The following is a 272-nucleotide window of genomic DNA, read 5'->3' as shown; positions in this document are numbered from 1 at the left end:
TGCGCCACTCTCAATTACCCGAAAGTAATCTACCGTTCGACTTGCATGTATTAGGCCTGCCGCTAGCGTTCATCCTGAGCCAGGATCAAACTCTCCATTGTAAATTATCATTATATACACTGTCTATATGACCGCCTGTTCAGCAAACCACATAAACCTTCCCTCGTCTTTCTCAGGTTATATTATTTTTTCGCCTTACATCACTTCAAAGAACTTGATGCCACTCATCTGTGGCCTCTGTCGATCTCTCAAAACTCACGTTTCAAGAACCA

General features: G+C 43.0%; 1 rRNA gene. It reads right to left on the bottom strand.

Features of this window, described 5'->3' with window-relative positions:
• Positions 1-101: ribosomal RNA gene (locus tag JYB62_RS19750) — 16S ribosomal RNA — on the bottom strand; the annotation flags it as partial.
• Positions 102-272: the final 171 nt, after the last annotated feature.

The organism is Algoriphagus lutimaris (genome assembly GCF_017051705.1).
GTDB classification, from domain to species: Bacteria; Bacteroidota; Bacteroidia; order Cytophagales; family Cyclobacteriaceae; genus Algoriphagus; species Algoriphagus lutimaris.
This window is presented reverse-complemented; position numbering and strand designations above follow the sequence as displayed.